This window comes from Pseudacidovorax sp. NFM-22 (assembly GCF_021401245.1).
Taxonomy (GTDB): Bacteria; Pseudomonadota; Gammaproteobacteria; order Burkholderiales; family Burkholderiaceae_C; genus Xenophilus.
In genome coordinates this window covers 550,422-577,165 of sequence record NZ_JACBFY010000003.1, presented here as the reverse complement: position 1 = coordinate 577,165, position 26,744 = coordinate 550,422, and the positions used below count along the sequence as shown (strand labels likewise).

Annotated in this window: 28 protein-coding genes and 1 pseudogene; 16 read left to right on the top strand and 13 right to left on the bottom strand. The window is 67.7% G+C overall.

Translation table 11 applies throughout. The annotated features are described in order from the left end of the window. Window positions 1-31: 31 nt before the first annotated feature. Window positions 32-1,345 carry an exodeoxyribonuclease VII large subunit gene (gene xseA / locus L0984_RS13735; RefSeq protein ID WP_234194193.1) on the bottom strand — a complete coding sequence of 438 codons (1,314 nt, stop codon included), beginning with the start codon at window positions 1,343-1,345 and terminating at the stop codon, window positions 32-34. A gap of 304 nt (window positions 1,346-1,649) precedes the next feature. Between xseA and L0984_RS13730 the strand changes: the two genes are divergently transcribed. The 6 genes from L0984_RS13730 to adk all read left to right on the top strand — a co-directional run bounded on the left by L0984_RS13730 (window position 1,650) and on the right by adk (window position 5,442). Continuing rightward, entirely contained in the window at window positions 1,650-2,288 is a 639-nt protein-coding gene (locus L0984_RS13730) for a MotA/TolQ/ExbB proton channel family protein (protein ID WP_234194192.1), read from the top strand. A 62-nt stretch (window positions 2,289-2,350) separates the two neighbouring features. Beyond that, a complete protein-coding gene (locus L0984_RS13725) occupies window positions 2,351-2,785 on the top strand; it encodes an ExbD/TolR family protein (RefSeq protein WP_370645994.1) in 435 nt (144 codons plus the stop codon). A 43-nt stretch (window positions 2,786-2,828) separates the two neighbouring features. Then, window positions 2,829-3,761, top strand: a complete 933-nt coding sequence (lpxK, locus tag L0984_RS13720) for a tetraacyldisaccharide 4'-kinase (protein ID WP_234194403.1) — start codon at window positions 2,829-2,831, stop codon at window positions 3,759-3,761. Next, complete coding sequence (locus L0984_RS13715; protein WP_017756993.1) at window positions 3,742-3,924, top strand: Trm112 family protein; 183 nt, start codon at window positions 3,742-3,744, stop codon at window positions 3,922-3,924. Before lpxK ends, L0984_RS13715 begins: the two co-directional genes overlap by 20 nt. Further along, a complete protein-coding gene (kdsB, locus tag L0984_RS13710; RefSeq protein ID WP_234194190.1) occupies window positions 3,921-4,667 on the top strand; it encodes a 3-deoxy-manno-octulosonate cytidylyltransferase in 747 nt (248 codons plus the stop codon). Before L0984_RS13715 ends, kdsB begins: the two co-directional genes overlap by 4 nt. 118 nt (window positions 4,668-4,785) lie before the next feature. Continuing rightward, window positions 4,786-5,442 (top strand): adenylate kinase, encoded by a 657-nt coding sequence (gene adk, locus L0984_RS13705; protein ID WP_234194189.1) that lies wholly within the window; start codon window positions 4,786-4,788, stop codon window positions 5,440-5,442. 74 nt (window positions 5,443-5,516) lie between these two features. Here adk and L0984_RS13700 read toward each other — a convergent pair whose 3' ends face one another. Continuing rightward, the gene (locus L0984_RS13700) at window positions 5,517-6,452 is read right to left on the bottom strand and encodes an asparaginase (protein WP_234194188.1); all 936 of its coding nucleotides are present in this window, start codon (window positions 6,450-6,452) and stop codon (window positions 5,517-5,519) included. A gap of 119 nt (window positions 6,453-6,571) precedes the next feature. On the opposite strand from L0984_RS13700, the gene lexA reads away from it, so the two are divergent. The 4 genes from lexA to L0984_RS13680 all read left to right on the top strand — a co-directional run bounded on the left by lexA (window position 6,572) and on the right by L0984_RS13680 (window position 9,991). Continuing rightward, entirely contained in the window at window positions 6,572-7,264 is a 693-nt protein-coding gene (gene lexA, locus L0984_RS13695; RefSeq protein ID WP_043116164.1) for a transcriptional repressor LexA, read from the top strand. Window positions 7,265-7,393: 129 nt separating this feature from the next. Next, on the top strand, window positions 7,394-7,744 hold the full coding sequence (locus tag L0984_RS13690) for a hypothetical protein (RefSeq protein WP_234194187.1): 351 nt from the start codon (window positions 7,394-7,396) through the stop codon (window positions 7,742-7,744). Between the two features lie 73 nt (window positions 7,745-7,817). Then, window positions 7,818-8,825 (top strand): D-2-hydroxyacid dehydrogenase family protein, encoded by a 1,008-nt coding sequence (locus tag L0984_RS13685; RefSeq protein WP_234194186.1) that lies wholly within the window; start codon window positions 7,818-7,820, stop codon window positions 8,823-8,825. A gap of 35 nt (window positions 8,826-8,860) precedes the next feature. Further along, entirely contained in the window at window positions 8,861-9,991 is a 1,131-nt protein-coding gene (locus tag L0984_RS13680; RefSeq protein ID WP_234194185.1) for an MFS transporter, read from the top strand. A 54-nt stretch (window positions 9,992-10,045) separates the two neighbouring features. Here the strand turns inward: L0984_RS13680 and L0984_RS13675 are convergent, their stop codons facing one another. Further along, the gene (locus L0984_RS13675; RefSeq protein WP_234194184.1) at window positions 10,046-12,310 is read right to left on the bottom strand and encodes a hypothetical protein; all 2,265 of its coding nucleotides are present in this window, start codon (window positions 12,308-12,310) and stop codon (window positions 10,046-10,048) included. 42 nt (window positions 12,311-12,352) lie between these two features. On the opposite strand from L0984_RS13675, the gene L0984_RS13670 reads away from it, so the two are divergent. From L0984_RS13670 to L0984_RS13655, 4 genes are all read left to right on the top strand, one after another. Further along, window positions 12,353-13,132 (top strand): oxepin-CoA hydrolase, alternative type, encoded by a 780-nt coding sequence (locus L0984_RS13670; RefSeq protein ID WP_017760001.1) that lies wholly within the window; start codon window positions 12,353-12,355, stop codon window positions 13,130-13,132. A 57-nt stretch (window positions 13,133-13,189) separates the two neighbouring features. Then, entirely contained in the window at window positions 13,190-13,909 is a 720-nt protein-coding gene (locus tag L0984_RS13665; RefSeq protein WP_017760000.1) for a Crp/Fnr family transcriptional regulator, read from the top strand. A 67-nt stretch (window positions 13,910-13,976) separates the two neighbouring features. Next, window positions 13,977-15,083 (top strand): phosphotransferase, encoded by a 1,107-nt coding sequence (locus L0984_RS13660; protein ID WP_234194183.1) that lies wholly within the window; start codon window positions 13,977-13,979, stop codon window positions 15,081-15,083. 45 nt (window positions 15,084-15,128) lie between these two features. Next, window positions 15,129-16,400 carry an acyl-CoA dehydrogenase family protein gene (locus L0984_RS13655; RefSeq protein WP_234194182.1) on the top strand — a complete coding sequence of 424 codons (1,272 nt, stop codon included), beginning with the start codon at window positions 15,129-15,131 and terminating at the stop codon, window positions 16,398-16,400. Between the two features lie 119 nt (window positions 16,401-16,519). Here L0984_RS13655 and L0984_RS13650 read toward each other — a convergent pair whose 3' ends face one another. The 6 genes from L0984_RS13650 to L0984_RS13625 all read right to left on the bottom strand — a co-directional run bounded on the left by L0984_RS13650 (window position 16,520) and on the right by L0984_RS13625 (window position 22,547). Continuing rightward, a complete protein-coding gene (locus L0984_RS13650; RefSeq protein ID WP_234194181.1) occupies window positions 16,520-16,999 on the bottom strand; it encodes a GNAT family N-acetyltransferase in 480 nt (159 codons plus the stop codon). Further along, window positions 16,999-17,541, bottom strand: coding sequence for an MOSC domain-containing protein (locus L0984_RS13645; protein ID WP_234194174.1), 543 nt, complete (start codon window positions 17,539-17,541; stop codon window positions 16,999-17,001). Before L0984_RS13645 ends, L0984_RS13650 begins: the two co-directional genes overlap by 1 nt. Window positions 17,542-17,551: 10 nt before the next feature. Further along, window positions 17,552-18,886 (bottom strand): phosphoglucosamine mutase, encoded by a 1,335-nt coding sequence (gene glmM, locus L0984_RS13640; protein WP_234194172.1) that lies wholly within the window; start codon window positions 18,884-18,886, stop codon window positions 17,552-17,554. After that, the gene (folP, locus tag L0984_RS13635) at window positions 18,883-19,701 is read right to left on the bottom strand and encodes a dihydropteroate synthase (protein WP_441338949.1); all 819 of its coding nucleotides are present in this window, start codon (window positions 19,699-19,701) and stop codon (window positions 18,883-18,885) included. Before folP ends, glmM begins: the two co-directional genes overlap by 4 nt. Window positions 19,702-19,799: 98 nt before the next feature. Beyond that, on the bottom strand, window positions 19,800-21,719 hold the full coding sequence (gene ftsH, locus L0984_RS13630) for an ATP-dependent zinc metalloprotease FtsH (RefSeq protein WP_255697359.1): 1,920 nt from the start codon (window positions 21,717-21,719) through the stop codon (window positions 19,800-19,802). A gap of 171 nt (window positions 21,720-21,890) precedes the next feature. After that, entirely contained in the window at window positions 21,891-22,547 is a 657-nt protein-coding gene (locus L0984_RS13625) for an RlmE family RNA methyltransferase (RefSeq protein ID WP_234194170.1), read from the bottom strand. 20 nt (window positions 22,548-22,567) lie between these two features. Here L0984_RS13625 and L0984_RS13620 point away from each other — a divergent pair, with 20 nt between their 5' ends. Further along, on the top strand, window positions 22,568-23,038 hold the full coding sequence (locus L0984_RS13620) for a YhbY family RNA-binding protein (RefSeq protein WP_234194169.1): 471 nt from the start codon (window positions 22,568-22,570) through the stop codon (window positions 23,036-23,038). Between the two features lie 72 nt (window positions 23,039-23,110). Beyond that, entirely contained in the window at window positions 23,111-23,833 is a 723-nt protein-coding gene (locus L0984_RS13615; protein ID WP_234194401.1) for a glycosyltransferase, read from the top strand. A 21-nt stretch (window positions 23,834-23,854) separates the two neighbouring features. Here the strand turns inward: L0984_RS13615 and L0984_RS13610 are convergent, their stop codons facing one another. The 4 genes and pseudogenes from L0984_RS13610 to L0984_RS13595 all read right to left on the bottom strand — a co-directional run bounded on the left by L0984_RS13610 (window position 23,855) and on the right by L0984_RS13595 (window position 26,628). Then, window positions 23,855-24,742: a Kdo hydroxylase family protein gene (locus tag L0984_RS13610; protein ID WP_234194168.1), complete on the bottom strand. Its 888-nt coding sequence runs from the start codon at window positions 24,740-24,742 to the stop codon at window positions 23,855-23,857. 61 nt (window positions 24,743-24,803) lie between these two features. Continuing rightward, complete coding sequence (locus L0984_RS13605; RefSeq protein ID WP_234194167.1) at window positions 24,804-25,208, bottom strand: DUF4149 domain-containing protein; 405 nt, start codon at window positions 25,206-25,208, stop codon at window positions 24,804-24,806. A 4-nt stretch (window positions 25,209-25,212) separates the two neighbouring features. Then, entirely contained in the window at window positions 25,213-25,689 is a 477-nt protein-coding gene (gene greA, locus L0984_RS13600) for a transcription elongation factor GreA (protein WP_017757706.1), read from the bottom strand. Between the two features lie 212 nt (window positions 25,690-25,901). Then, window positions 25,902-26,628: pseudogene (locus L0984_RS13595) on the bottom strand (alpha/beta fold hydrolase). Between the last annotated feature and the right edge of the window lie 116 nt (window positions 26,629-26,744).

The following is a 26,744-nucleotide window of genomic DNA, read 5'->3' as shown; positions in this document are numbered from 1 at the left end:
TCGTGGGTTGGTTGACAGAAACCGTGGGATTCTAGGAAGGATTGCCGCTGCCTGCGTCGGACGACGTCCCTTGCTGGAGGGTGATCACCTGCAGGTTGGCCGTGCCATCCGCCAGTGTGGCGTTCACGGGTTCGCCCGGACGCAGTTGAGCCACGCGGGTCACGGTGCGTCCCTTGGCATCTGCCAGCCAGGCATAGCCCCGCTGGAGCACCACCGCAGGGTCGAGCATCTGGAGACGCAACGCAGCACGCTCCAGCCGATCAGAACGGTTGCGCAAGCTGGTCCGACCCGCGGCGGGCCATCGCCCTTCAGCGGCATCGAGCCGACGCTGCGCCTGATGCAGCCACGCGGTGGTGGCGCGGTGCAGACGCTGGTCCCACTGCGCCAGCACCGCCTGCTGCCGCGCCGCGAGGCCGGAGGGTCGGCCAAGGCGGGAAGCCGCCTGGTCGAGCCGCTGCGACAGCCGGTCCAGCCGGCCTTGCAGAGCATCTCGTAGATCGTCTTCGAGCGCATCCAGCCCCTGGAGCCAGCCGTCGCGCGAGGGCGCGACCAGTTCCGCGGCGGCGGTCGGCGTGGGTGCACGCAGGTCGGCGCAGAAGTCGGCGATGGTGAAGTCCGTCTCATGCCCCACGCCGACGACCACAGGTACCCGGCTGGCCACGATGGCGCGCGCCAGTTGCTCGTCGTTGAATGCCCAGAGGTCTTCCAGCGAGCCGCCGCCCCGCACCAGCAGGATGGCATCGGGCCGCGGTTCGATCTCCTGCAAGGCCGACAGGGCAGCGACCAGCTCGCCCGGCGCCTGGCCGCCCTGCACGGACGCTGGCGCGACCACCACCTCCACATGCGGGGCGCGTCGGCGCAGCGCCGTCACCACATCGTGCAAGGCCGCCGCACCGAGGGAAGTGACCAACCCGATGCGGGCTGGAAACATCGGCAACGGTCGCTTGCGCGAGGGATCGAACAGCCCCTCGGCCTCCAGCTTCGCCTTGCGCTGCACGAACTGCTCGAACAACGTGCCCTGGCCCGCCCTGCGCAGGCTCTCCACCACCAGTTGCAGGTCGCCGCGGGCTTCGTACACCGTCAGCCGTCCGCGCAGCTCGACCAGATCGCCGTTGCGCACATCGAAGTCGACCAGTGATGCGGCACGGCGGAACATGGCGCAGCGCACCTGCCCCTGGCCATCCTTCAGCGAAAAATAGCAATGGCCGCTGGTGGCGCGAGAAAAGCCGCTCACCTCTCCCTGCACCGCCACCGGGTTGAAGCGCGCATCGAGCGCGTCCGCCGCGGCCCGGCACAGCGCCCCCACAGCCCACACACGCGGCTGGATGCCGAAGCCTTCAGCCATGGCCCGCCGCCTTGCGTCTTCCACAAGTACCGCGGGCACTGACGCGCGTGCAGCGCAGGCCACTGGAGAGCCACGGTTTGTGGTGCAAGTGCTTGATGGAGAAAGAAAAACGACTGCTCAAAATCTGATCGTCCTGACGCCGGGCCCGTCAATGCTGGGCGCGCCAACGTTGCCCGCAGGGTTAGCCACAAAGTTATCCACAGAAAATGTGGGCGGCTGCAGCGCAGACGCCCCGGGCCGCGAGAAACATTCGGTCATAATTTTCGGCTGTTGGGCAGCGCTTCGCGACCACGCAGGAGGAACCTTGTTTTCGATCTTAGTCGCCGCAGGCTGGCCCATCGTGCCGCTGCTCTTGTGCTCGATCATCGCCACTGCGCTCGTCATCGAGCGCTTCCTCAGCCTCAAGGCGGCCAAGGTGCTTCCACCGCAGTTGCTCAACGAGGCCATCGCCGTCTCCCAGGACGGCATTCCTTCCGCCGACGTAATCGCCAAGCTGGAGAGGAATTCGGCGCTGGGCGAAATGCTCGCCAGTGGCTTCCGTGCCGCCCAGGCCGGTGCGGGCCATCCGGCGGATGAAGTGCGCACGGCCATGGAGACCTCCGGCCGGGCGATCGCCCACCGGCTCGAACGCTATCTGCCCGCGCTCGCCACCATCGCCTCCGCAGCGCCACTGCTCGGCCTGCTGGGCACGGTCATCGGCATGATCGAGATCTTCGGCTCGCAGTCACCGGGAACCGGCGCGGCCGGCAATCCGGCGCAATTGGCGCACGGCATCTCCATCGCGCTCTACAACACGGCCTTCGGCCTGATCGTGGCGGTGCCCACGCTGATCTTCTGGCGCTACTTCCGCAGTCGCGTCGACGGCTATCTGCTGCACCTGGAACTGGCGGGCGAGCGCTTCGCCCAGCACCTGGCCGGTTTGCGGGCGGCCCCCCGCCCATGAGCGCGCCCCTGCCGGAGGGCGCCCGCCCCGCCTCCGCGTCGGGGAGTCGCCGCAGCGGACGGATTCAACTGCGGGCCGCGTCACGCGACGAGCCGGAGATCAACCTGATCCCCTTCATCGACGTGCTGCTGGTGATCCTGATCTTCCTGATGCTGTCGACCACCTACAACCGGTTCACCGAGATGGAAGTCCGACTGCCCACGGCCGACGCCGAGACGGCCACCACCCGCCCGCGCGAGATCGTGGTGGCGGTGGCGGCGGACGGTCGGTATGCCGTCGACCGGCAGGCACTGCCGGACCGCAGCGTGGAGGCCTTGGCCAGCGCCCTCGCGCCGCTCGCCAAGGTCGACGCCGGCGCTCCGGCGCCGATCCTCATCATCAGCGCCGATGCCGCCGCCGCCCATCAGTCCGTCATCACCGTGATGGAGGCGGCGCGGCGTGCGGGGCTGATGCAGATCACCTTTGCCACGCAGACCTCGGGCAAGGCGGCCCGCTGACGTGCTGGCCGACGTCTGGGAGCGCCGCGGCGCATGGGCCTGGATGCTCCGGCCGCTGGCGTGGCTCTTCGGCCTGCTTGCCGCCGTTCGGCGGCAGGCGTATGCCCGCGGCTGGCGTACGGTGCACCGGCTGCCCGTGCCCGTTGTCGTGGTCGGCAACGTGGTGGCAGGCGGCGCGGGCAAGACACCCGTGGTGGTGTCGCTGGTCCGGCACGCGCAGGCCCAGGGCTGGCCGGTTGGCGTCATCTCCCGAGGGCATGGGCGGCGCACGCAGGAGGGGCAGGTCGTCCACGCCGACAGCGATCCGCGCGACGTGGGGGACGAACCGCTGCTGATCCATCGCGCGACCGGCGCGCCCGTGGTGGTGGATGCCGACCGGGTGGCCGCCGGGCGCCGGCTCCTGGCGCTGCATCCAGACACCCGCCTCATCGTCGCCGACGATGGTCTGCAGCACCTGCCGCTGGCCCGCGATGTGGAGATCTGCGTGTTCGACGACCGCGGCGTCGGCAACGGCTGGCTGCTGCCGGCGGGCCCGCTGCGCGAGCCCTGGCCACGCCAGTGCGATCTGGTGCTGCACACCGGCGAGCAACCGGCCTTCGTGGGCTTCCGCGGACATCGGGCGCTGGCAGCATATGCGCTTGACCGGCATAAGCAGCCCGTGCTCCTGACCGAGTTGGCGACGCGGGACGATCTGGTGGCAGTCGCGGGCATCGCCCAGCCCCAGCGTTTCTTCGACATGCTGCGCGCCCAGGGCCTCCGCCTGCAGCGCTGCATCGCGCTGCCAGACCACCATGACTACACGGACTGGGCGCCCCCTGAGGGCGTGCAGCTGCTCTGCACGGAAAAGGACGCGGCCAAACTCTGGACACGCGCGCCCTCGGCGCTGGCCGTGCCGCTGGAGTTCTCCATCGAGCCGGCCTTCTTCGAGGCCCTCGACGCGCGGCTATCATCCCTCGATGGATCCGAAGCTTCTTGAACTGCTGGTCTGCCCGGTCACCAAGGGACCGCTGCAATGGGACGCCGCGCGTCAGGAACTGTGGTCGCGCAGTGCACGCCTCGCCTACCCGGTGCGCGATGGCATTCCTGTGATGCTCGAAAACGAGGCGCGCCCGCTCACGGACGAAGAACTCGGCCTGTGAGCTTCACCGTCCTGATTCCGGCGCGCATGAAGTCGACGCGCCTGCCCGATAAACCCCTGGCGGATATTGGCGGCCTCCCGATGGTGGTGCGAGTGGCGCAGCAAGCCGCACGTTCGGGCGCCAGCACCGTGTGCGTGGCCTGCGACGATCCGCGCATCGTGCAGGCCTGCGAGGCAGCCGGCGTGCAGGCCCTGCTCACCCGCGCCGACCATCCCAGCGGCAGCGACCGCCTGGCCGAGGCCTGCGCCCTCCTCGGGCTGGCCGACGACACCATCGTCGTCAATGTCCAGGGCGACGAGCCGCTCATCGACCCGACCCTGATCGACGCCGTCGCCCAGTCGCTGGCCGCCCGCCCGGACACGCCCATGGGCACGGCGGCGCACGCCATCGAGGACGCGGCCGACTTCGTCAACCCCAACGTCGTGAAGGTGGTGCTCGACGCGGCAGGGCACGCGCTCTACTTCAGCCGCTCTCCCCTTCCCTTCTGGCGCGACGGCGGGATGCCGCCCAGGCTTTCCGTGGACCACCCAGCGCTTCGCCACATCGGCATCTACGCCTACCGCGCCGGCTTCCTGCGCAGCTTCCCAGGCCTGGCAGTTTCACCGCTGGAGCGCGTCGAATCGCTCGAACAGCTTCGGGTGCTGTGGCATGGTCATCGCATCGCCGTGCACGTGACCCCGCACGCGCCGGGCACGGGTGTCGACACGCCCGAGGATCTGGCCCGCGTGCGCCTGCATTTCTGAACCGGCGGTGCACGCCCGTCTGCGCGGGGGGCGCATGCTATCCTCGCCGCGATGGCGCGCCCGGAGGAGCCGGCACTGCTCGCCCACACGATTTCCATAAAAAGCTTCCGAGGACACCATGAGACTCATCCTGTTGGGCGCGCCGGGCGCCGGCAAAGGCACGCAGGCCACCTTCATCTGCCAGAAGTTCGGCATTCCCCAGATCTCCACCGGTGACATGCTGCGCGCCGCCGTGAAGGCGGGCACGCCGCTCGGACTCCAGGCCAAGGCCGTGATGGACGCCGGGGCGCTGGTGAGCGATGACCTCATCATCAACCTCGTCAAAGAGCGCATCGCGCTGCCCGACTGCGCCAATGGCTTTCTGTTCGATGGCTTTCCGCGCACCATTCCCCAGGCCGATGCGATGAAGGCGGCCGGCGTCAAGCTGGACTATGTGCTGGAGATCGACGTCCCCTTCTCCGACATCATCGAACGCATGAGTGGTCGCCGCTCGCACCCGGCCTCCGGCCGGACCTATCACGTGCGCTTCAACCCGCCGAAGGTCGAAGGCAAGGACGACGTGAGCGGCGAAGACCTGATCCAGCGCGAGGACGACAAGGAAGAGACGGTGCGCAAGCGCCTCGACGTCTACAGCCAGCAGACGCGCCCGCTGGTGGACTACTACGCAAAGTGGGCCGAGCAGGACCCCGTCAACGCGCCCAAGTACCGCGCGATCAGCGGCGTGGGCTCGGTCGACGAGATCACCCGCCGCGCGATGGCTGCGCTCGAGGGCTGAGCCTCACGCCACGGGGACTCGCTCCCTCGGCAATCCCCCGCCAAAGGCCGGCCGCAAGGACCGGCCTTTTTGCTTCATGCAGGTCGATGGCGGCTGTCCATCAGATGGAGCATGAGCGAGATGCGCGCCTTCACCGGGGACAGGTCGAAGGCATGGGGACAACGATCCTCGCCACTCGACAGCACCGCCCCGTCCGCACAGCGGGTGGCACGCACCACGGCGATTCCCGCGGCCTGCGCCTTCGCGAGCGCCTCTTGGAGGCTCTCGTGGACCGTGCCATTGCCCGTCGCCGCCACCACGATGCCATCCACGCCGCCGGCCTGGACAAGCGCATCGACCAATACCGTGTCGGCCCCCGCATGACTGGTGATGATCTGCACCGAAGGCCAGAGATCGGCGGCGGGGAGCCGCTGTGCGGACAGCCTCGGGGCCAGCACCTCGGGCCACGCACAAACGCGCCGAATGCGCCCCTCCTCGACGAAGCCGACCGGTCCGCTTTCACCCGAGGAAAAGGCATCAAGCCGATAGGTATGCACCTTGCGCACATGCCGGGCGCGATGGATGGTGCCGGCGCAGACCGCAAGCACACCCCGCGCGCCGTCGGCCACCGCCACGGCCAAAGCGTCTCGCAGGTTCTGCGGGCCATCCGGGGCGGGCGAACTCGCCGGCCTCATGGCGCAGGTGAGCACCACGGGCTTGTGCGCCATCAGCACCTCACCGAGGAAGAAGGCCGTCTCTTCGAGCGTGTCCGTGCCATGGGTGATGACGATGCCGCGCACGCCTGGGTCATCGAGCAGTTGCTGGCACCGGCAGGCCAATGCCCGCCAGTGCGCATGCGACATGTCCTTGCTGTCGATGTTGCACACCTGTTCGGCGGCCCAGGTGATGCCTTCAGGAATCGGCACGTCCGTCAGGAGTTCGCCGACCTGTACCTGCCCGGCCACGTAACCGAGGTTGTCGCCGGCACGCGCCGCACAGCCGGCGATCGTGCCACCGGTGCCGAGCACCACGACGCGGGAGGGATGGCCGGGGGTGAGATCAGGACTTGTCAACGGTTTGAAAACTGGTTAAAAATACAGACACTGGATATGCACACAGTATGTGCATCAACCGCTGGAGCCGCAGACACATGCTCAAAGTGCCCACTCCCACCGCGTCGGTCAAGCTTACCGCCCGACAGCAGCAGATTCTCGAATTGATCCGGGCCACCATGGCTCGCACGGGCGCGCCACCGACACGCGCCGAGATTGCTGCCGAGTTGGGCTTCAAGTCCGCCAATGCTGCCGAAGAGCACCTGCAGGCGCTCGCGCGAAAGGGCGTCATCGAGCTGGTGAGCGGCACCTCCCGCGGCATCCGGCTCAAGAGCGAGGCGCTGCGCAACCTGCAGGAGAGCCGCACGCCGCAGTTCTCGCTGCCCATTCCTGGCCTGTCGCAGCTGTCTCTCCCGCTCATCGGCCGCGTCGCCGCTGGTGCCCCCATCCTGGCGCAGGAACATGTCGACCAGACCTACTACGTCGAAAGCACGCTGTTCCAGCATCGCCCCGACTACCTGCTCAAGGTGCGCGGCATGTCGATGCGCGACGCCGGCATCATGGACGGCGACCTGCTCGCAGTGCAAAGCACCCGCGAGGCACGCAACGGGCAGATCGTGGTGGCCCGCCTTGGCGACGAGGTCACCGTCAAGCGGCTCAAGCGGCTCAAGGACGTGGTCGAACTTCATGCCGAGAACCCCGACTACCCCACCATCATCGTCCAGCCCGGCGAGCCGTTCGAGATCGAAGGCCTGGCCGTCGGCCTGATCCGCAACACGATGCTGATGTAGCCGCGCAGTCATTTGCTGCTGCCGCGCCAGGTGGCGGGCGTATGGCCGGATGGCCATCACCCTGGTGCGTCGGCTTTGCTTCTCAATCCTGCCTGTGTCCAAACCCCTTCCGATCCTCAGGAGTTCAACATGGGAACCGCTCTGCTCGCCTTGTCCAGTCTTTTCGCCCCGATCCAGTCCTGGGTTGCCCGCCACGCCGATGCCCGCCGCAGCAGTGGACTGAATGCAACGGAGCTGCATTACGTGAATGTGCGCCCTCGCCCCGGCGGGGAGATGCGGCATGCCGCAAGCAGCCGGCGCGATGCAGCCGAGCGCCCCCCGCTGCGCGTCGTGCGGGTGGTGGAGTCGGGAGAGCCACGCTCCCATGGCTCGAGACTGGTGATTGCCGGCCGTATGGCCGACGTCTGCGCCGAACTCGACCGCCTCGTCGAGAAGGAATTGCGCGAAGCCGGCCGGCCATCGGGCAGCACGCTGCACTGACGTCGCGCGACAGACGCTCGTCCTTTCGAGCACGAGCGGAAGACCGCCGGTGCCGGAGGCAAAATGGGCGGCCATGAACATCGTGATCCTCGACGACTACCAGGACGCCGTACGCAAGCTGCGCTGCGCCTCCAAGCTGGATGCCTATACCGCCAAGGTCTACACCAACACGGTCAAGGGCATCGGGCAGTTGTCGGTCAGGCTGCGGGACGCGGACGTGATCGTGCTGATCCGCGAGCGCACCCAGATCTCCCGCCAGCTCGTCGAGAAGCTGCCACGCCTCAAGCTGATCTCGCAGACGGGCCGCGTGGGCGGTCATGTGGATGTGAACGCGTGTACCGAGTACGGCGTGGCCGTGGCCGAAGGCACCGGCTCTCCACTGGCTCCGGCCGAACTCACATGGGCACTGATCATGGCGGCCACGCGCCGCCTGCCGCAGTACATCAGCAACCTCAAGCACGGCGCCTGGCAGCAGTCCGGGCTCAAGTCCGCGTCGATGCCACCCAATTTCGGCCTGGGCTCCGTCCTCAAGGGCAAGACGCTCGGCATCTGGGGCTATGGCCGCATCGGCCAGCTGGTGGCGCGGTACGGACAGGCCTTCGGCATGCAGGTCGTGATCTGGGGCCGTGACGCAAGCTGCGAGCGCGCACGCAACGACGGCTTCCAGACGGCGCCCAGCCGCGAGGCGCTCTTCGAGATGGCGGATGTGCTCACCCTGCACCTTCGGCTGAATGACGACACGCGCGGTCTGGTGAGGCTGGAGGATCTGTCCCGCATGAAGCCGACGTCCCTGTTCGTCAACACCAGCCGGGCTGAACTCGTCGAGTCCGACGCCCTGCTCGCCGCACTCAACCGTGGACGGCCAGGCATGGCGGCCATCGATGTCTTCGAGAGCGAACCGCCCCTTCAAGGCCATGCGCTGCTGCGCCTCGAGAACTGCATCTGCACGCCGCACATCGGCTACGTCGAGCAGGAGAGCTATGAGCTCTACTTCGGCCAGGCCTTCGACAACGTCGTGAGCTTCATCCGCGGCAATCCCACGAACATCGTCAATCCTGGGGCGCTGCAGGTGCGTCGGTGAGGCGCGAGGCGCCCTGGCCTGGGGCGCTGTGGGCCTTGCTCTTCGGCAATTTCGCCATCGGCACGGGCGTGATGGTGGTGCCGGGCACGCTGCCCGAAATGGCCGCTTCGTTTTCGACCTCCATCGCCGCGGTGGGGCAGTTGATCACCGCCGGCGCCTTGGTGGTGTGTGTCGGCGCCCCGCTGCTGGCCGGCCTGGTGGCGGGCTGGGACAGGCGCCGTCTCCTCGCCGTCTCGCTGGCCTGGTTTGCGCTCGGACATCTGGCGTCAGCGCTGATGCCGACGCTAGGCGCCCTGCTGCCTGTCCGCATGGCCACGCTGGTCGCGCCCGCGGTCTTCACTCCCCAGGCTGCCGCTTGCGTGGGCATGCTGGTGCCCGCGCACAAGCGCGCAGCGGCCGTGGCCTTCATCTTCCTGGGATGGTCCCTCGCCTCGGTGCTCGGGTTGCCGATGGCCGCCTACCTCGGCGGGCATTGGGGCTGGCGCGCGGCCTTCGGCGTCATCGCCGCACTGACGGCGATTGGCGCCCTGTGGGTCTGGCGCACCATGCCGGCCGGGGTCAGGCCTGCCCCGCTTTCGCGCGAAGGCTGGTTGCAGGTGCTGCGCCATCCGATCCTGATGCCCGTCGTGGGCATCACGCTGCTTCAGGCGGCGGGGCAGTTCGTGCTCTTCAGCTATTTCGGGCCACTGCTCGTCCAGCGACTGCACGCGGGCCCAGGCGAACTCAGCCTGATCTGGTTATGGATTGGCCTGTGCGGCGTGGTGGGCAATCTGCTGGCCACGCGCTACATGGACCGGGTGGGCAGTGCCGGGATGGCGATGCTCGCAATGGCGCTGATCAGCGTCAGCCTGCTGTTGTGGCCTTTGGGCCTGGCCTTGGGCTGGGCAGCGTTGACGGCCGTTCTGCTGCCCTGGGGCCTGGGCTGCTTCGCCGCCAACTCGTCGCAGCAGGCCAGGCTGGTGGGGCTGGCCCCCACACTCGCCTCCGCCTCCATCGCCCTCAACAGTTCCGCGATGTACATGGGTCAGGCGGCAGGCGCAGGGCTGGGGGGCTGGCTGCTCGCCCGCGGCACATCTTCGTGGATGAACTGGTGCGGCCTGGCGTGCCTGGTGGCCGCCATGCTGCTGAGCCTCCATCTGGGCCGCCGCGGCCGCGCTGCCGCCTGAAGGGCGCAGCGGGCGGGCGGTGCACGCCCTAACGGCCGACCCAGCCCACCAGGCTCAAGGCGTCGGCGGCTTCTTGATGGACGCGCCGGGCCGGATGCTGTCCTCGAGTTCCGGATCGAAGAGCTGGAAGTCCGGCGGCACCGGATCGAAATCGTTCGGCACGGTCAGCGCCGGATCGGCATCGTGTGCGGCAGGCGGCACCGGCTCGTCGGGGGGCGTGCGACCCTTCAGCGCCTTGGGGATGGTGTCGATGGACGACGCTTCCAGGTCTGAAAGGTCGAAGTCGATCGTGCCGGGCGGCGGCCCTGCCACGACAGGAGTCGCCGCGCCCCCGGCTGTCCCCGCCGCCAGCGGCAGCGGTGCGGTCGGCGGCTGCGAGACGGCCATCGGTGCCAGCAACCCCATCGCCGAGGTCGTCCCGGCATCGCTGGCCATCATCATGCTGCCGTTGGCGATGCGCTCCTGGGCGGCACCATACAGGGCCAGCAGCTCACGATACGCGGGCAGGTCGAAGGGCGCGTGGCCCTGCGAGTCCACGGCCTGGAACAGGAAGCCCTCGATGACGCCCAGCACCTCCCGACGCGGCCACGCCTTCTCGATGCGCTCGACCGCCTCGGGATAGGCCGCCAGCGAACGACCTTCGTCCTGGAAGTCGTCATAGGCCGGCAACTCGAGCCCCAGCGCCTTGCGGCATTCGCGCCGTGTGGTGTCGTAATCGGCCTTGCGCCCCTGGGAATGCAACAGCCGCAGCAGTTCCATGTACATGAGCGGGCTGGTGACGCCGTACTCGTCCAGGTGATCGGCCAGCACGCCGACGGCCTGATCGAACTGCCCGAGCGACAGGCAGAACTCGGCCTGCTGCTGCACGTCGAGCAGCCTGTCGGCGCTCACCGGCTCGGGACCATCCGGGGGAAGCGTGGAAATGGTGTCCGGCCCCGGGTCGGCCGCCACCGCCACGGGGGCAGGCGTGGGAGCCCCACCGGCGAGATCTCCGGCAGCAGCGATGGCTGCCAGGCCAGCGGGCTTGATCGGCGGATCCGCCGGCAGGTCGGCATCCGGCTCCACCTCGCTGGGCTGCCACCAGGAGGCCTCCGCCGCCTGGCGCCGGGCACGGCGCCACAACAAGCCAGCCACGGCAAGCAGCACGGCCAGGAGCAGCAACAACGGCCAGAGCCACCACGGCCTTTCCGAGGCGGCCTCGCGGGCCTGCGCCAGCTCGGTTCTGAGGCTTTCGATGGTGCGGTCGCGCTGGGCCATCTGTGCGCGCAGCGCCGCGCTCTGGCGGTCGGCGGACTGGGCGTCCTGGGGTGCGCTCGCCGCAGCGGCCGGCGTGGCGGCGGCATCGCTCGCGCCACCCTGGAGCAGTGGCGCAACGGCACCGGCCTCGATGTTCCTCAGCCGGGTGGCGATCTTGAGCCAGGCGGGCGGCAATGTGTAGTCGTCTGCGGCGGACGCGGCAGCAACGCCGGCAGCACCGGCGGCCGCAGCCGCTGCGCGGGGGTCGAGCGCATCCACACGCAGCCGTCCGCCGGTGGTGGCCGCGGGGGTCCGCGGCGCGGTCCGGACAGCACCGCCGGCACGCGGCGCCGGCGTGGTGTCGCGCGTGCGCGCGCCGGCGGAGGCACTGCGCCCCCCGGTGCTGCGCGCCCCTTGCCGCGGCGGCTGAGCGCCCATGGGCGGCAGCGACGCACCCAGCGCTCGCTCGGCGCGGTCGGCATCAATGGCCGAAACCGGGGGCGGGTCGGCCAGCAGCGCGAACTCACGCACCATCGTGGCGCCGCAGCCCACACGCACATTCACCGTGACGACCGGTTCGTCGATCGGCCGGGTCGTGCGGATGCGCAGCCAGGGCGCATCTGGCGAACGTCCGGGCTCCACGGTGGTGCCGAAGTCGCGGTCGGAGAGCGTGGCATCGCCCAGCTTCACACCGACCGAAGGACACGCCCCGCCGCTGCCCTCCAGTTGCACGGGCACGCGCAGATCGAGCGGCTTGCCGATCCACACCGCCCCTTCCGGCCGGCCGATCGTCAACGCCGAGGCGGCAACCGGAAGCACAAGCCCCAGTCCGAGTACAAACGAAGCAGTCGATGCAGGTTTCGGAGGCACAGCGGGGCGTCGAGGGGAAGTAAAAGGTTTAAATATTTTCACACCACCCTGACGTTTATGAACAAACAAGATGCATATTTCTAACAGGGCTGGCGCCTCAGCCCCGAATCCCGACGCAATTGGCCTCGCCTCGACGCCATTTCCCCCGCATTGCGACACCCTCCCGACGATGACAATCGCCGGGTTTTTTGTATTTCTGGAGACAACTGCCATGCCTCTTTCGCCCCGGCCTGACGCCGCCACGGAGCCTTCCCGATGAGCGCGGAATTGAAGAGCACCACGCAGGGCCGCACGATGGTGCTGACCCTGTCCAATCCTGCCCAGCGCAACGCGCTCGGCCCCGAGATGTACGCCGCCGGCGTGGAGGCCCTGGACGGCGCTGGCAGCAATGCCGAAATACGCTGCGTGGTGCTGGTCGGCGAAGGCCGCTGGTTCTGCGCGGGCGGATCTCTGCAGCGGCTGCAGTCCAACCGGGAGCGCGATCCGAGCGTGCAGGCCGAAAGTATCGACGCACTGCACAACTGGATCGAGGCCATCCGCAGCTTTCCGAAGCCGGTGATCGCCGCCGTGGAAGGTGCCGCCGCCGGCGCGGGGTTCTCGTTGGCAATGGCGTGCGATCTGGTGGTCTCGGCGCGCGATGCCGTGTTCGCGGCGTCGTACAGCAACGTCGCCCTGTCCCCCGATGGTGGCCTCAGCTGGCATCTGGCGCAGTGGCTGCCGCGCCAGCTGGCCACCGAATGGCTGATGAACGGCGAGCGCATCACCGCATCGCGCCTGCACGAACTCGGCCTGGTCAACACGCTGACCGAGACCGGCAATGCGCTGGACGAAGCGATGGCCCTTGCCCAGAAGCTGGAGGCCCGCGCACCCAATGCGCTGGCCAGCATCAAGGAGCTTCTGGGCGAGGCCCGGGGCCGCACGCTCGGCGAACAGTTGGGCCAGGAGCGCGAACACTTCGTGCGCAACCTCCACCATGCCAACGCCGGCATCGGCATCGGCGCTTTCCTCGGCAAGACCACCCCGAACTACCAATGAGCATGCTGGTCGCCCCTGCGACAAGCCTGCCAGATCCAGTCACGCAAACGACACGCCATGGATGACCCCATTCTTACCATCGAAGAACGAGAAGCCATCAACAGTGGCCGTTGGTTCACTTCACTCTCCCCTTCGCTCCGTCACGACATCCTCCGATGTGCCTTCGTCAAACGCTACAAGGACGGCGACCTGATCGCCGCACGAGGCGATCCGCCAGACCAGTGGATCGCCTGTGCGAAGGGCGCGGTGCGTGTGAGTTCGACGGCGGTCTCGGGCAAGCAGGTGACGCTGACGTACGTCGAGCCGGGCATCTGGTTCGGGGACGTCGCGATGTTCGACGGCGACCGGCGCACGCACGACGCCTATGCGCATGGCGACACGACCATCCTGTGCGTGGCGCGGGCAGACTTCAACAAGATCCTCACCGCCCATGTGGAGTTGTACGAGGCGCTGATGCGCCTGCAGGCGCGACGCATCCGCACGCTCTTCGGCCTGGTGGAAGACCTGAACACCCTGCCCCTTCGGGCGCGGCTGGCCAAGCAGCTGGTGCATCTGGTGCGCAGCTACGGCGTGCCCAATCTGGCCGACGGAAGCCAGACGCGCATCGGCCTGCAGCTGGCGCAGGAAGAGCTGGCGCAACTGCTGGGTGCCTCGCGTCAGCGCGTCAACCAGGAACTCAAGACGATGGAGCGCGAGGGGGCGATCCGCATCGAGCCGGCGGGGCTGGTGGTGCTGGACCGCGACGCGCTCACCCGCATCTCGCAGGCGGACAGCTGAGCGCGCCGTGCGGGGCGCGGCAGGGCCGCCCCGCTCCCTTTCGAGAACAAAGAAAAAGCCAAGAGACATGAGCCAGGACTTCAGCACCTTCGTCGGCACCCGCGCGGTGTCCTCCCAGCATGCGGTCGACGTGCAGGCCCTCGAAGCCTGGCTCACCACGCACGTGGAAGACTTCAAGGGCCCCTTGAGCATCGAGATGTTCAAGGGCGGCCAGTCCAATCCGACGTACAAGCTGCTGACGCCCGGCCGTCAGTACGTGATGCGCGCCAAGCCGGGACCGGTGGCCAAGCTGCTGCCCTCTGCCCATGCCGTGGAGCGCGAATACAAGGTGATGCACGGCCTCGCCGGCTCCGATGTGCCCGTGCCGAAGATGCTGGCCCTGTGCGAGGACGAGTCCGTGATCGGCCGCGCCTTCTACGTGATGGAGTGCATGCAGGGCCGCGTGCTGTGGGACCAGACGCTGCCCGGCATGTCCAACGCCGAGCGCGCCGCGATCTACGACGAGATGAACCGCGTCATGGCGGCGCTGCATACGGTCGACTTCGCCTCTCGGGGCCTGGGCGACTACGGCAAGCCCGGCAACTATTTCGAGCGCCAGATCGGCCGCTGGAGCAAGCAGTACAAGGCCTCCACCGACGGCGCCGGCGAGCTGTCGCAGCCCATCGACGAGATGGAGCGCCTGCTCGAGTGGCTGCCGGCCAACATCCCGGCCAGCGCGCTCGATGCCTCGAAGGTATCGATCGTCCACGGCGACTACCGCCTCGACAACATCATGTTCGCGGCCGATGAGCCGCGCGTCATCGCGGTGCTGGACTGGGAGTTGTCCACGCTGGGCCATCCGCTGGCAGATTTCAGCTACCACTGCATGTCCTGGCACATCCCCGCGGGCACCTTCCGCGGCATCGGCGGGGTGGACTTGGCGCCGCTCGGCATTCCGTCCGAGAAGGACTACGTGCGCCGCTACTGCGAGCGCACAGGGCTGACCACCCCCGAGGCGCTGGCGCAGGACTGGAACTTCTACCTCGCCTACAACCTGTTCCGCATCGCCGCCATCCTGCAAGGCATCGCCAAGCGGGTGGAAGCCGGCACCGCCTCCAGCGAGCAGGCGGTCAATTCCGCCAAGGGCGCCCGCCCCATGGCGCAGTTGGCCTGGCAATTCGCCCAGCGCGCCTGAGGACAGCGCCGCTTTCACGACCCGACACCCACCACCGGAGACAGCATGGAGTTCGATTTTTCCCCCAAGGTCAAGGACCTGCAGAAGCGCGTCAGCGACTTCATGGACGAGTACATCTTTCCGGCCGAGGCGGAGTATGCGCAGGAGATGGAAGCCAACACGGCCGCCGGCGAGCGCTGGACGCCGCTGCAGGTGATCGAACGCCTGAAGGACAAGGCGCGCGCCCAGGACCTGTGGAACCTGTTCCTGCCCAACGACACGGCCGAGCTGGCCAAGAAGAAGGGCGGCGGCCTCACCAACATGGAGTACGCGCCGCTGGCCGAGTTGATGGGCCGTGTGCCATGGGCATCCGAGGTCTTCAACTGCTCGGCGCCCGACACGGGCAACATGGAGACCATCGCGCGCTACGGCTCCGATGCGCACCGCGAGCAATGGCTGACGCCCCTGCTCGACGGCAAGATCCGCTCGGCCTTCGCCATGACCGAACCGGCCGTGGCGTCCAGCGATGCCACCAACATCGAGACCCGCATCGAGCGCCAGGGCGACGAGTACGTGATCAACGGCCGCAAGTGGTGGATCTCGGGCGCCGGTGACCCGCGCTGCAAGGTCTTCATCACCATGGGCAAGTCCGACCCGGAGGCGCCCAAGCATTCGCAGCAGAGCATGGTGCTCGTGCCCGAGGGCACGCCCGGCATCAAGATCCTGCGTCCGCTCAACGTGATGGGCTACGACGACGCGCCCCATGGCCACATGGAGATGGTGTTCGAGAACGTGCGCGTGCCGGCCAGCAACATCCTGCTGGGCGAGGGCCGCGGCTTCGAGATCGCCCAGGGCCGACTGGGCCCAGGCCGCATCCACCACTGCATGCGCCTGATCGGCCTGGCCGAACGTGCGCTGGAGCTCATGTGCCGCCGCGCGTCGTCCCGCGTTGCCTTCGGCAAGGCCGTGGCCGCGCAGACGGTGACGCAGGAGCGCATTGCCGAAGCACGCTGCCGCATCGACATGGCCCGCCTGCTGACGCTCAAGGCCGCCTGGCTGATGGACGTCGCCGGCAACAAGGTCGCCAAGACGGACATCGCCATGATCAAGGTGGTGGCACCCAGCATGGCCTGCCAGGTGATCGACTGGGCGATGCAGGTGCACGGTGGCGGTGGCATGAGCGATGACTTCCCGCTGGCCTATGCCTACGCCAATGCCCGCACGCTGCGCTTCGCCGACGGCCCGGACGAAGTGCACCGCAATGCCATTGCGAAGTGGGAACTGGGCAAGTACGCGGCGGACAAGACGCCGATCGAGCCGCCCGTCACGCGCTTCTGAGTTCAGGGCCGCACAGAGACAAGAGCCGCTGCAGCCTCGACGGGCTGCAGCGGCTTTTTGCTTGCAGGGTCGCGTCACGGCCGATCGGGCGCGCAAAGGCGCGGAGCACAGCAGGCGAGCTAGAGCTTCTTCTGAAGGAAGATCGCCTTGCCGTACGCCGGGTCGAGCTCGTAGCCATCGAAACCCGCGCGCCGGTAGGCACTGAGCGCGGGCGCATTGCCCGAAAGCACTTCCAGCGTCAGCTTGCAGGCGCCGCGCCGGCGGGCCTCTTCCTCCACGACCGCCAGCATTTGCTGCGCCACGCCCTGCCCGCGCGCATGCGCCAGCACCACCACGTCGTGGACATTCACCAGCGGCCGGCAGGCGAAGGTGGAAAAGCCTTCGAAGCAGTTGATGAGCCCGACAGGCTCGTCCTGTGCGTCATAGGCCAGCACGCTGAAGGCCTGCGAGCGGGCCGCAAGCGCGGCCGGCAACTGGCGTTTGGCTTCGGCATCCAGCGGTTGCCCGCCACCGGCCGGATCGCAGGCATAGGCATCGAGCAGCCGCACCAGCGCGTCGGCCTGCTGCGGATCAAGGTAGTCGACAAGGCGGGTGCGCATCAGACAGGCTCCAAGGGGCGATAGGGCTCGGCAGGCAGGACGACGGTGATCGCGTCACCGGCGGCCACCGAACCACCCGTGGTCACGATGGCCATCACGCCCGCCTTGCGCACGGTATGGCCCTCGGCGTCGCGGTCCAGCACCGCGGCCATCAACCCAGGCTGGAAGCGGTCGATCTGCTTGCATGGATTGCGCAGGCCCGTGAGCATCACTTCGGCGCTCGCGCCGAGCTGCAGCCGCGTGCCGGTGGGCAGGCTCAGAAGGTCCAGGCCACGCGTCGTGATGTTCTCGCCCAGTTCGCCGGGAAAGACCGGGAAGCCCCGCGGCAGCAACTCGTCGAACAGTTCGGCATGCAGCAGGTGCACCTGGCGCAAGTTGGGCTGCTGCGGATTGCGGGCCACGCGAGAGCGGTGCTTCACGGTCGTGCCGGCATGGGCATCCCCCTCGACCCCCTGCCCTTCGACCAGCACGATGTGGTCTTCCTCGAACTTGGAGAAGCCGTGCACGGTGCTGGCGTGGACGGCCGCGACGCACGCTTGCATGTCCGCCGGCTCAGGCGACGGCGACGGTGGCGGCAATGCGCGAGGCCAGCGCCTGGGCGCGCGCTTCCTCGGGGGCTTCCACCATCACCCGCAGCAACGGCTCCGTGCCGCTGGCACGGATCAGCACGCGGCCCTGGTCGCCCAACTCGGTCTCCACGCGGGCGCTTTCCTCGGCCAGGGCTTGGTTGGCCTTCCAGTCCTGTCCGGGGGCGAGCCGCACATTGACCAGACACTGCGGGAAGAGCTGCACCTCGGCCAGCAGTTCAGCCATGCTGCATCCCCGACGCACGATGGCCTGGAGCACCTGCAGTGCGCTGACCAAGCCATCGCCGGTGGTGTGGCGATCCAGCGCCAGCAAGTGGCCCGAGCCTTCGCCGCCCAGCAGCCAGCCCCGCCGCTCCAGCTCTTCCAGCACATAGCGGTCACCCACCTTGGCGCGGACGAAGTCGATGCCGGCCTTGCGCAAGGCCACCTCCACGGCCTTGTTGGTCATCAGCGTGCCGACCACGCCTTCCACCGGCGTGCCGCGGGCCACGCGGTCCATGGCCATCAGGTACAGCAACTCGTCGCCGTTGAACAGCCGCCCCGACGCATCGACCATCTGCAGGCGATCGGCGTCGCCGTCGAGCGCGATGCCGTAATCCGCACCCTGGGCCCTGACCTCGGCCACCAAGGCGCCGGGATGGGTGGCACCCACGCCCTTGTTGATGTTGAGCCCGTCGGGCCGCACTCCGATGCTGGCCACATCCGCACCCAGCTCGTGGAAGATGTTGGGCGCCACCTGGTAGGCCGCGCCGTGCGCGGCATCGACCACCAGGCGCATGCCGCGCAGGCTGAGGTCGGTCGGGAAGGTGCTCTTGCAGAACTCGATGTAGCGGCCCGCGGCATCGCTCAGCCGACGCGCCCGGCCCAACCCGGCGGAGTCGACCCACACGGGCGGCTCGGCCAGCGCAGCCTCGACCTCGGCCTCCCACTCGTCGCTGAGCTTGGTCCCCTGCGCGCTGAAGAACTTGATGCCGTTGTCGGGATAGGCGTTGTGGCTCGCGCTGATCACCACGCCGAGGCTGGCCCGCTGCGCGCGCGTCAGGTACGCCACGCCAGGCGTCGGCAAGGGCCCCAGCAGCAGCACGTCGACGCCCGCGGAGTTGAAGCCGGACTCCATCGCCGACTCCAGCATGTAGCCGGAGATGCGCGTGTCCTTGCCGATGAGCACGGTGGGCCGCGCCTCCTTGCGCTTGAGCACGCGGCCCACCGCATGCGCGAGGCGCAGCACGAAGTCGGGGGTGATCGGGGCCTGCCCCACGGTGCCACGGATACCGTCCGTGCCGAAATACTGTCTGGTCATGTGTCGGGTTCTTGTTGTTGTGGTCGAGCGGCTGGCGTCTGGGCCTGCATGGCTGACCACACGGCCAACCCCTGCACCGTCTCGCGCACGTCGTGCACACGCAGCACGCGAGCGCCGCGGTCGGCCGCGAGCACGGCCGCCACGACGCTGGGCAGGGCGCGTTGCGACGCCTCCGCCAGGCCGGTGACGGCACCCAGCGCGGATTTTCGCGACCATCCCGCAAGAATCGGGAAACCAAGTTGCCCAAAGGCCTGCTGGCGGGCCAGAAGTGCGAAATTCTGCTCAACGGTCTTGCCGAAGCCCACGCCAGGGTCGATCACGATGCGCTCGGCGGCCACGCCCAAGGCTTGAAGCTGACGCACCTGTTCCGCCAGAAAGTCCATCGCCTGAACCACGGCGTCGCCCTCCATGGGCGCCAACTGCATGGTCTGGGGATCGCGGTGCATGTGCATCAGGCAGACGCCGCAGCGAGGATGGCCCGCCACGACCTCGCGGGCGCCTGGCTGCCGCAGGCTCCAGATGTCGTTGACGATGTCCGCGCCCAGGTCGAGCACGGCCTGCATCACCTGCGGTTTGTAGGTGTCGATGGACAGCGGCACACCCAGCCGGACCGCTTCGCGGATCACCGGCACGACCCGTCGAAGTTCTTCCTCCAGCGGCACGGCGGGACTTCCGGGCCGGGTGGATTCGCCGCCGATGTCGAGGATGTCGGCCCCTTCGGAAAGGAGCTGTTCGCAGTGCGCCAGCGCAGAAGACACATCCGCATGCGAGCCGCCGTCCGAGAAGGAATCGGGCGTCACGTTGACGATGCCCATCACCAGCGGCCGCGCCAGATCCAGCTGGAAACGGCCCGCCTGCCAACCAAAGAAAACGGGGCCCGAAGGCCCCGTCTGCATGCCGTGCGCGGCCGGCATCATGCTGCGGTGGGCGCCGGGTCGGGCTTGACGGCCGGAGCGCCACCGCTGCCGCCGCCACCGGAGGACGGCGTGCGCGGCGTGAAGTCCTTGGGCGGACGCGGCTCGCGGCCCGCCATGATGTCGTCCAGCTGCTCGGCGTCGATGGTCTCCCATTCGAGCAGGGCCTTGGCCATGGCGTGCATCTTGTCGCTGTTCTCCTCGATCAGGCGACGCGCCAGGGCGTACTGCTCGTCGATGATGCGGCGCACCTCCGAGTCCACCTTCTGCATGGTGGCCTCGCTCATGTTGGTGGTCTTGGTTACCGAACGGCCCAGGAACACCTCGCCCTCGTTCTCGGCATAGACCATCGGGCCCAGGGCCTCGCTCATGCCGTACTTCATGACCATGTCGCGGGCCAGATTGGTGGCACGCTCGAAGTCGTTCGAAGCGCCGGTGGTCATCTGGTTCATGAACACCTCTTCGGCGATCCGGCCACCGAACAGCATGCTGATCTGGTTCAGCATGTACTCGCGGTCGTAGCTGTACCGATCGTTCTCGGGCAGGCTCATCGTCACGCCGAGCGCGCGGCCACGCGGAATGATGGTGACCTTATGGACCGGATCGCACTTGGGCAGCATCTTGCCGATCAGCGCATGGCCGGACTCGTGGTAGGCCGTGTTGCGGCGCTCTTCCTCGGGCATGACCATGCTCTTGCGCTCGGGACCCATGAAGATCTTGTCCTTGGCCTTCTCGAAGTCCTGCATCTCCACGACGCGGGCGTTGCGGCGAGCCGCCATCAGCGCGGCTTCGTTGCACAGGTTGGCTAGGTCGGCACCGGACATGCCGGGCGTGCCGCGAGCGATGACGCTCGGGTTGACGTCCTGACCCACCGGGATCTTGCGCATGTGCACGCTCAGGATCTGCTCGCGACCCCGGATGTCCGGCAGCGTCACATAGACCTGGCGGTCGAAGCGGCCGGGGCGCAGCAGCGCGGCGTCCAGAATGTCCGGGCGGTTCGTCGCAGCGACCACGATCACGCCGAGGTTGGTCTCGAAGCCGTCCATCTCGACCAGCATCTGGTTGAGCGTCTGCTCGCGCTCGTCGTTGCCGCCACCCAGGCCTGCGCCACGCTGGCGGCCCACCGCGTCAATTTCATCGATGAAGATGATGCAGGGTGCGTTCTTCTTGGCGTTCTCGAACATGTCGCGCACACGGGCTGCGCCAACGCCGACGAACATTTCCACGAAGTCCGAGCCCGAGATGCTGAAGAACGGCACCTTGGCTTCGCCAGCAATGGACTTGGCCAGCAGCGTCTTGCCGGTGCCCGGAGGGCCGACCAGCAGAAGGCCTCGGGGAATGCGGCCACCCAGCTTCTGGAACTTCTGCGGGTCCTTCAGGAAGTCGACGACCTCCTTCACCTCTTCCTTGGCCTCGTCGCAGCCCGCGACGTCTGCAAAAGTGACGGTGTTGTTGTTCTCGTCCAGCATGCGCGCCTTGCTCTTGCCGAAGCTGAAGGCGCCGCCCTTGCCGCCGCCCTGCATCTGGCGCATGAAGTACACCCACACGCCGATGAGCAGCAGCATGGGGCCCCAGCTCACCAGCAGCGTCATGAGCAGCGAGCCCTCTTCGCGCGGCTTGACGTCGAACTTGACATTGTGGTCGATGAGGTCGCCGACCAAGCCTCGATCGAGCACGGTGGCGTTGGTGCGGATCTTCCGGTCGTCGTTGGTGATGGCGGTGATTTCGCCACCGGCCAAGCCCTCGGGGATGACCGCGCTCTTGATCTGGTTGTTGCGGACCTGCTCCAGGAACTCGGAGTAGTTCACCGTGCCGGATCCCATGGCGCCTCGGGTGTCAAACTGCTTGAACACCGTAAAAAGCACCATGGCGATGACCAGCCAGACGGCGATCTTGGAAAACCACTGATTGTTGTTCAAACGAAGCTCCAGTCGTAATGCGCGGTGGGACACGCGCCATCGTGAACCCTTGCACGATGCTAATTGACGGTTATTTTAGGCTTTTCAAGCTGCGAAAAAGACCTACACACCTATGACGTCCATAGGACCAGCACGGTTACGAAATTCGAATCGCGCTGAAGCTGCGGCACGTCAAGACTTCAGCCCGATGCCCACGAGGAAGGTTTCCGACGAGCGGTCCCGCGACGACTTGGGCTTGTGGGGCTTCACCACCTTGAACGTCGCCTTGAACAACCGGACAAGCGGGTCGTAGGCGGCACCATGAAAAACCTTCGTCACCAGCGCCCCTTCAGGACGCAGGTGATGGACCGCGAAATCCACCGCCAGTTCCACCAGGTTCTCGACACGCGCCGCGTCTGCAGACTCGATACCGGACAGATTCGGGGCCATGTCCGACACCACCAGATCCACCGGCCGCCCGGCGACGGCGGCCTCCAGTTGCGCCAGCACCTCTGGCTCGCGGAAGTCCCCTTGCAGGAAGACGACGCCTTCGATCGGTTCCATCGGCAGGATGTCTAGCGCGATCAGCGTCCCGTCCAGCGCACCTTGCGCTGCGCCCACGGGTGCCATGCGCCGACGCAGGTACTGGCTCCAGGCACCCGGTGTGGACCCCAGATCCACCACCACCTGCCCCGGTCGCACCAGGCCGAAGGCTTCGTCGATCTCCTTGAGCTTGTAGGCCGCGCGGGCGCGGTAACCCTCCTTGGCGGCCAGTTTGACGTAAGGATCGTTGACGTGATCGTTGAGCCAGGCCTTGTTGACCTTCTTGCTCTGGGTGCGGACTTTCATGCGGGCTCGATAATACGGGGATGCCCGCCATTCAACTGACTCCCGCACAGCGCAAGGCGCATCGTGCGGACGCCCACCACCTCGACCCGATCGTCATGATCGGCAGCGACGGGCTCACCGACGCTGTCAAGAAGGAAGCCGACGCGGCCCTCAAGGCGCACGGCCTCATCAAGATCCGCGTCTTCTCCGACGACCGCCTCGCCCGCGACGCCATGCTGGGCGAACTGGCCGATGCCCTGGACGCCGCGCCCATCCAGCACATCGGCAAGTTGCTCGTGCTGTGGCGTCCCAAGCCGACCAAGACCCGCGAGGAAGACGAAGACCGCATGCCCGGCCCGCGCGACGTCAAGATCCTCAAATACAGCAAGCGTGGCGGCCAGCGGCCGGAGGTCAAGATGCTGCGCGTGCTGGGCAACCAGCGCCTCACGCCCGGCGGACTGGTCAAGCGCGCCAAGCCCAAGCAGAAATCCATCAAGAAGCGGCAGGACTGACGCGTGAGCGCGATTTCAGCCGCCGGCGCTGCCGATGGCGCGTCGGCGGAGAGGCAGCGGCACATCCTGTGCATGAAGTGGGGCACCAAGTACGGCCCCCACTACGTCAACCGGCTTTATGCAATGGTCCGCCGGCACATGACCGGCGACTTCAGCTTCGTCTGCCTCACGGACGACGACCGGGGCATCCGCCCCGAGGTGCGCTGCCTGCCCATCCCGCAACTGGCGATGGAGCTCAAGCCGGGCCAGCCGGACCGCGCTTGGCGCAAGCTCACCACCTTCGAGGCGGACCTGCACCGCCTGCGCGGCACGGCACTGTTCGTCGACCTGGACGTGGTGATCGTCGGTGGCCTGGATGCCTTCTTCGAGCAACCCGGTGAATTCCTCATCATCCACGACTACCCGCGCTTCTGGCGATTCGGCGAACGGGTGACGGGTAATTCCTCGGTCTATCGCTTCGAACTGGGTGCCCATGCGGACGTGCTGGCGTACTTCCGCGCCCACATGGACGAGGTGCCGCGGCAGTACCGCAACGAACAGGCCTACCTGTCTGCCTTCATGCATCGCCAGGGCAAGCTGAGCTACTGGCCGGCCGAGTGGTGCCCGAGCTTCAAGTACCACAGCATCCCGCCCTGGCCCACCAACCTGTGGAAGGCGCCCGTGGTGCCGCCCGGTGCGCGCATCGTCATCTTCCACGGGGAATGCAACCCACCGGACGCGCTCGCGGGCCGACGCAACCGGCGCTTCCGGCATATCGAGCCCGCCGTCTGGGTCGACGAGCACTGGCACGAATAGCAGCGACTGCGCGGGCCTCGTTCAGCCCGCCGCGTCTGCACCGACCAACGACCGCCCTGTGAGGCGCGTGAGGATGCCCAGCGGGCTTGCCGCATGGTCGTACTCGCCGCCGGCGCGCAGGAACAGGGTCTGCTCCATCATGTACTGGCCCGACATCGCGGCATGCGAGGTCTGATCCGAGAAGCAGACCCAGGTCGAGCCTGCCGGGAAGTGGACGGTCTGCTGCGGCGAGTTGCGCTGGTAGTCCAGGTCTCGCTTCATACCGTCGTGCAACTGGAGCATGAGGTGGTCGTACTCGCTGCGCAGCGACTTGGTCACATGCAGCGCCGCCAGCGCCTTGGCCTGCCAGAGCGCATAGGGCTTGGCGCGCGGCAGGAAGGTGCGGGCGACGGTCTCGAAGGGCTCGCCCACGCGCCAGACGCGCTCGCCGCCCGAGGGGTGGATGTTGGTGAACACGCGCAGGATGCGCTCGCCCCGGTTGGGCCGCGAGGGGAAGGCATCCACATGCAGCCGGCGGTCGTCGGCGCGCCAGGATTGCTCGCGGCTCTCCACCTCCGAAGGGCGCAGGCTCGTGGGAGCCAGCCGCAGCTTGTGCTGGTACCCAGGCAGCAGCCGCGCGATCAACTCCTGCGACTGCGCCCGGAACCGGCCCATCCAGTCGGTGACGGCGGCCTGGACGGCGCCCTCGCCCGCCAGGCCTTTGAGTCGGCCGTCGGCATCGAGGCTGATGTTGCGCGACTTCGGATCGCGCATCTCGGGGCGCAGCAGCGCCTGCTCCTCAGCGCTCAGGCCAAAGCCGAGGTGCGGAAAGTACAGCACCTTGCCGGACTCGAGCGCGGCGGTCCATGCCGGGTTTTCTTGCAACTGCCCCACGGACGAGGCAGTGATCTCGATGATCTGGGAGTCCATGGTCATTCTTGATGTTGTTATGACCGGCCATGGTGCCACCAAGTGGCGGGACGCGCCTTCGCTAGGCTCTACGCCACAGGGTTGCACCCGCACACAGCCATTGCGCCGCGTACATGGCCGTTCCCACGCCGTGCCACAGGCGAAGGTTCTCGCGCGCGACGATCCGCGGCGCGACGGCGTACTCCACCAGCAGGGCCAGCAACAAGCCGCCGAGCATCAGCATCACCGCGCCCGGGGGCGTCTCCGGCTCGCCCTCGTCCCGGCGGCCCATCGCCACCAGCATGAGGAGCACGCAGCCCACGGTGATCCAGGTCTGGGCGGAGAACAGCTTGGCCGCGGTCGCCCCGGCGAGCGCGGGCGTGGGCAGGTGCATGAACAGCAGCGGCACAGCGACGAAGCCGATGGCCGTGAGACTGCCCCACCAGAGCCCGGCGGCCATCAAGGCCACCCGCGGTTTCCAGGCCATGTGCTCAGGCGTAGCTGACGCCGACGATCTCGTAGCGCTTGACGCCACCAGGCGCCTGCACCTCGGCCACGTCGCCTTCTTCCTTGCCGATCAGGGCACGGGCGATGGGGCTGGAAATGTTGATCAGGCCCTGCTTCAGGTCGGCCTCGTCCTCGCCGACGATCTGGTACTTGACGGTGTCGCCGGTGGACTCTTCCTCCAGCTCGACCGTCGCGCCGAAGACGACCTTGCCGCCGCCGTCGATCTCGGAAGGGTCGATGACCTGCGCGGCCGACAGCTTGCCTTCGATCTCCTGGATACGGCCTTCGATGAAGCCCTGGCGGTCCTTGGCGGCGTCGTAGTCGGCGTTCTCGCTCAGGTCGCCCTGAGCGCGCGCCTCGGCGATGGCGTTGATCACGGAGGGACGCTCCACCGTCTTCAGGCGATGGAGTTCTTCGCGCAGCTTTTCTGCGCCACGCTTGGTGATGGGAATGGTGGCCATGTCCGTCGTCGTTCTGGTCTGTCAAAGAAGCCCGGGCGGCCCATCCCAAGGAGGGGCTGCCCCACCGATGCGCGACGCGCACAGCGGCATGGGCCGGCGGCAAAAAAGAACGACACCGCCGGGCCGGAGCCGGGCGGTGTCGGTCATTCGATTATGCCGGCTGTTGCGGCCGGGTCAAAACCCGCACGGACGAGGCAGGCGCTCCTGTGACATCAGTCGCGGCCTGCCTCCTCGATCTTCGCGCCCAGCAGCGACGGGTTTGAAAAGCACAGCTCATGGCTGCCCGCGCACTCCACCAGCCGGAACAGCCCCAGCCGCTCGGACAGACGGATGCCAAGGCAGGCTGTGCGGCAGCGCGGTGTCCTGCTGGGCATTGACGTAGCTCTTGCCCACCTCCAGTGCAGCCAGCGGCTGCGGCAGGACGGCCGGTTCGGTGAACGTGCGGTAGGGGTGCGGATTGAGCAGCGCATAGGTGCTGCGCGCCATGGCCTCATCGGCGTCGTTGATGAAGGATTCGCGCCAGATCGGAAAAGGCAGCATCACCGCCTGACCATTGGCCGCCGCCACGCCGTCGAAGAGCTCTCGGTAGTGTGGCGGCACCATGTCGTTGAGGCATTGCCCATCCAGCGGGACGAAGGCGTTCCAGTAGACGAGGCGGCGGATGCGCCCCGGAAGCCGGTGCGGCATGTGGCTGATGACCATGCCGCCGTAGCTGTGGCCCACCAGCCGGACGTCCTTCAGATCCTGCTGCTCGATGAAGGCCGCCAGGGAGTCGACGGCATCGGCCAGGCCGATGACGGATCGGTCGTCGCCCGGACGATTGCCGGCCAACGTGGGACAGTGGACGACGTGGCCGCGCTCACGAAGGAATCGCGCAGTCGCTTCCATCTCGGCGCCAGTGTGCCAGGCGCCATGCACGAGAACGTAGGTGTCTGCCATGGGGTTGCTCCATTCGATGATCAAGGCAGCCGACCCCAGGAAAAGGCGGTGGCCGGCCCATGGCAGACCTTAATGGGCCGGTCGCCCACGCAATGGCCTCTCCGGGCCATCCCCAT

Coding starts and splice junctions, on each gene's coding strand:
- xseA (WP_234194193.1), bottom strand. CDS start 1,345: ATGGCTGAAGGCTTCGGCATCCAGCCGCGTGTGTGGGCTGTGGGGGCG.
- lpxK (WP_234194403.1), top strand. CDS start 2,829: ATGCTCCGGCCGCTGGCGTGGCTCTTCGGCCTGCTTGCCGCCGTTCGG.
- L0984_RS13715 (WP_017756993.1), top strand. CDS start 3,742: ATGGATCCGAAGCTTCTTGAACTGCTGGTCTGCCCGGTCACCAAGGGA.
- adk (WP_234194189.1), top strand. CDS start 4,786: ATGAGACTCATCCTGTTGGGCGCGCCGGGCGCCGGCAAAGGCACGCAG.
- lexA (WP_043116164.1), top strand. CDS start 6,572: ATGCTCAAAGTGCCCACTCCCACCGCGTCGGTCAAGCTTACCGCCCGA.
- L0984_RS13690 (WP_234194187.1), top strand. CDS start 7,394: ATGGGAACCGCTCTGCTCGCCTTGTCCAGTCTTTTCGCCCCGATCCAG.
- L0984_RS13685 (WP_234194186.1), top strand. CDS start 7,818: ATGAACATCGTGATCCTCGACGACTACCAGGACGCCGTACGCAAGCTG.
- L0984_RS13675 (WP_234194184.1), bottom strand. CDS start 12,310: ATGGCAGTTGTCTCCAGAAATACAAAAAACCCGGCGATTGTCATCGTC.
- L0984_RS13670 (WP_017760001.1), top strand. CDS start 12,353: ATGAGCGCGGAATTGAAGAGCACCACGCAGGGCCGCACGATGGTGCTG.
- L0984_RS13665 (WP_017760000.1), top strand. CDS start 13,190: ATGGATGACCCCATTCTTACCATCGAAGAACGAGAAGCCATCAACAGT.
- L0984_RS13660 (WP_234194183.1), top strand. CDS start 13,977: ATGAGCCAGGACTTCAGCACCTTCGTCGGCACCCGCGCGGTGTCCTCC.
- L0984_RS13655 (WP_234194182.1), top strand. CDS start 15,129: ATGGAGTTCGATTTTTCCCCCAAGGTCAAGGACCTGCAGAAGCGCGTC.
- L0984_RS13650 (WP_234194181.1), bottom strand. CDS start 16,999: ATGCGCACCCGCCTTGTCGACTACCTTGATCCGCAGCAGGCCGACGCG.
- L0984_RS13645 (WP_234194174.1), bottom strand. CDS start 17,541: ATGCAAGCGTGCGTCGCGGCCGTCCACGCCAGCACCGTGCACGGCTTC.
- glmM (WP_234194172.1), bottom strand. CDS start 18,886: ATGACCAGACAGTATTTCGGCACGGACGGTATCCGTGGCACCGTGGGG.
- folP (WP_441338949.1), bottom strand. CDS start 19,701: ATGGGCATCGTCAACGTGACGCCCGATTCCTTCTCGGACGGCGGCTCG.
- L0984_RS13625 (WP_234194170.1), bottom strand. CDS start 22,547: ATGAAAGTCCGCACCCAGAGCAAGAAGGTCAACAAGGCCTGGCTCAAC.
- L0984_RS13620 (WP_234194169.1), top strand. CDS start 22,568: ATGCCCGCCATTCAACTGACTCCCGCACAGCGCAAGGCGCATCGTGCG.
- L0984_RS13615 (WP_234194401.1), top strand. CDS start 23,111: ATGAAGTGGGGCACCAAGTACGGCCCCCACTACGTCAACCGGCTTTAT.
- L0984_RS13610 (WP_234194168.1), bottom strand. CDS start 24,742: ATGGACTCCCAGATCATCGAGATCACTGCCTCGTCCGTGGGGCAGTTG.
- L0984_RS13605 (WP_234194167.1), bottom strand. CDS start 25,208: ATGGCCTGGAAACCGCGGGTGGCCTTGATGGCCGCCGGGCTCTGGTGG.
- greA (WP_017757706.1), bottom strand. CDS start 25,689: ATGGCCACCATTCCCATCACCAAGCGTGGCGCAGAAAAGCTGCGCGAA.